This window comes from Oleiphilus sp. HI0061 (assembly GCF_001635675.1).
The window spans coordinates 1-2695 of the sequence record NZ_LWFE01001177.1 but is presented as its reverse complement, the minus strand read 5'-3'; the positions used below and the strand labels follow the sequence as shown (position 1 = coordinate 2695).

Sequence of the window (2695 nt, the reverse complement as noted above, 5' to 3'; positions counted from 1 at the left end):
AATTCTAGATGTTTGCCGAGGCGGAAGAGGCTGCCGACAATCAGCTTTATTGGTAGCTGATGCTCTTTTATCGCCGTATGTGCTTTGACTACACCGGCGACTGAACATTCATCGGTAATAGCGAGTGCTTGATAGCCTAAAAATGAAGCCTGGATAGCCAGTTCTTCAGCATGAGACGCGCCTTCCAAAAAAGAGAAGTTACTCTGGCAGAAAAGCTCGGCATAGTGAGGCTGCATTAGGCAAATACTCCATGTAAATACCAACGTTGTTCAGGTGTTCTGAATACCCATAGCCAAGCGCCGCTATGTGCACGCGCAATAAAGTAGTCACGAATAACGTTTTGCTCATCCCACCAGCCTGTCGCGATACGTTCAGGCCCCTCAATAAGCGTGACGCGTTCTCTTAATACTTTTGGTTTGGGGAATAAAAGGCTGGGACGAAGCTTTGCTTTGTCGATTGTCAGGTGGTTCGCCATGCCTTTTTTTATAGGCCGGTTTTGATAGTTACGTAAACAGGTGCTTAGCTCAGGCCGTGGGTCATCTACTAAATCAATATTCTTAATTGAATCAGGGCCCAGTTTTGCCTGAAGTGTTGAGATGAGCTCTAAAGAAGAGCCATTACGCTGTCCGCCCTCAAAAAAATCCATGCTTTCTTCGTGCTTGGCTTTTGTTTTATGTGCCGAGATAGTGATGCCAATAACTGGCGAAGGGACTTTAACCGACTCAAAACGTAAGCTGAATAAATCCAGCCATACCTTTGCCAGATAATCACCTTTTGCTGAGCTGGCAAAAACTTCTTGAAAGCCTTTATCTCGTAAATGAAGTTGTAGTTTTAACTCATAGGCATAAAGATTTTGGATTCGTAAAAACTCTTCCAGTGCATTGAGTAAGCGCAGTAAGGGCTTTTCAAGAAGCTGAAGATTAGAGAGTTCAAATAGTAATTCCAAATAACGTGAAAACTGCATGGGAGGATGATAGAAATGGACGGCTTGTGGCAGAGTGCCGGTGAGTTGTCCGACATAATTAACCAGGGATAGGTCAAAACGTTTGGCAAGCTCTGCTGAGGGAACAGCCAGGAGTGCTTGCATGTCTCGAATACCGACACGTTGCAAGCGCTCAATTTGTTTATCAGGCAAGCGGCTTTCACTAAGCTTTTGCTGCTTGAGGTGCGCTAGCACTTGTTTACGTTCGTCACTAATCAGATTTAGGCCCGATCTTGCGAGTAGTTCAGCCGCTAGAGGTGAGTATGCACTGGCGTATTGATAATGGACTTGCTGTTTTTCCAAATGCTGTTTTAGGGTTTGCCAATAACTCGTGAGCCCATCATATAGGCTCAACATATTACTGACCCGTAACAACAAACCATTTGAACCGCAAAGGCTTATGTCGGAGGTGACTAAATAGAGCCAGTGAGCTATTTCAAGCAGTTTCTTTCTTTCTATTTCGGGATCATAAGCATGCACACAGAGCTCACGACATAAGGAGGCAGCGCTACCTAGCCCCATTCCCAAATGAATACCTTGCTGTAGGGCATGATCATTGGCTTGAACTACGATGTTTTTTTGACCATTGATTACGATAACGGCTTGCTGTTCGTCCTGATTGCATGCTGCCTGGTTTAAAAACAGGCTATCGATTTGTAGTGAAGGGAAGTGGAGGTAAAGCCATAAAGTTGATAGAGACATAGCATCACCTTTATACCGCTTTAGAAGCAGGGAAGGGGATGATGTTGTTCGTGTTTTGTAGTGCCAGTGAAGGCCAATAAGAAGACATATTGAGAGAGAATTCGGGTTTTGGCCAGGCACCTTTTTGTTTTGCGATGGTAATCGCGATACCTCGCTCTTCAGCCTTTAGTTGCAAGCTCAAATTGACTGGTAGTGAAAGGCTTTGCTGCTTTGCTGTTCGAAAGATGAACTGACGGCACTGCCCCTGATTACTGGCTAATTGTAAGCGTTGAATATGATGAACTTCTAGTTGGTTTTGCCACAGGAGTACGGCCTCACAGGCACCACTTTTCAAGCACTGTTCTGCAGACCACAAGGCTTCATTCGCAGAGTTAGTATTAATAAGTAGTATGCGCTCTAACTCAATGCCTTGATGATAAAAGAACTCAGCACTCAAAATACCTGGCGGGTTGATAAATATGCAGAGGCCTTGTTTGTTTATTAACGAGGGTAATAACAGGCGAAGCTCGCCGATACCACAAGTTGAGTGCAGCATTACAACGCCTTTTTTTGGAAAGCCGCCAGACAAGTGAACATCGAGCTCGGAGTAGCCGGATGTTTCGAACTCAGGTGCTTGTTGCCTACTCCGGCCATGCCAGATTAGCTGTTTCTTTTCGAGTAAATCAATGAAGTTTTTCATAGTAAATGCCTGTATGGATATACAGTATATTATTTCTTGAATATATTCTGCAAGTGTAATTTCAGTCGCCTATTTGGGGTCCTAGGGATTTTGCCTCCATATATTGCAAAAACCTCTGAAGCCCCCGTCTGCCGTGGCTTGTAGAGGGGTATCAACTTTCATTTCTAGGTCGATAGCCCTCAATCGGTGCCATTAAGTCCTCCAGTTTTGGCAGTTCGCCCGTCGGCGCGAACGTGTATGTACCCCGGAAGTTGATGTTCTCCCAAGCTACCGGTGAGGCCCGCTTGACTGTTTCCTGGTATCTGTCATTGCGCTGTTCCTCGAAGCTGTCC

General features: G+C 45.2%; 4 protein-coding genes. All 4 read right to left on the bottom strand.

Going from position 1 to position 2695, the window contains the following annotated elements:
* On the bottom strand, positions 1–236 hold a 236-nt coding region (locus A3735_RS17990; protein ID WP_156499744.1), incomplete at its 3' end, for a PHP domain-containing protein.
* Positions 236–1684, bottom strand: coding sequence for a DNA polymerase Y family protein (locus tag A3735_RS17985; protein WP_068509143.1), 1449 nt, complete (start codon positions 1682–1684; stop codon positions 236–238). The genes A3735_RS17990 and A3735_RS17985, both read right to left, overlap by 1 nt.
* Positions 1685–1694: 10 nt before the next feature.
* A complete protein-coding gene (gene imuA, locus A3735_RS17980; protein ID WP_068509144.1) occupies positions 1695–2363 on the bottom strand; it encodes a translesion DNA synthesis-associated protein ImuA in 669 nt (222 codons plus the stop codon).
* A gap of 151 nt (positions 2364–2514) precedes the next feature.
* On the bottom strand, positions 2515–2695 hold a 181-nt coding region (locus A3735_RS31970), incomplete at its 5' end, for a hypothetical protein (RefSeq protein WP_156490287.1).

What these genes read in the sequence shown, in the direction of transcription:
- A3735_RS17985 (WP_068509143.1), bottom strand. Translation starts at nt 1,684, where the DNA reads ATGTCTCTATCAACTTTATGGCTTTACCTCCACTTCCCTTCACTACAA.
- imuA (WP_068509144.1), bottom strand. Translation starts at nt 2,363, where the DNA reads ATGAAAAACTTCATTGATTTACTCGAAAAGAAACAGCTAATCTGGCAT.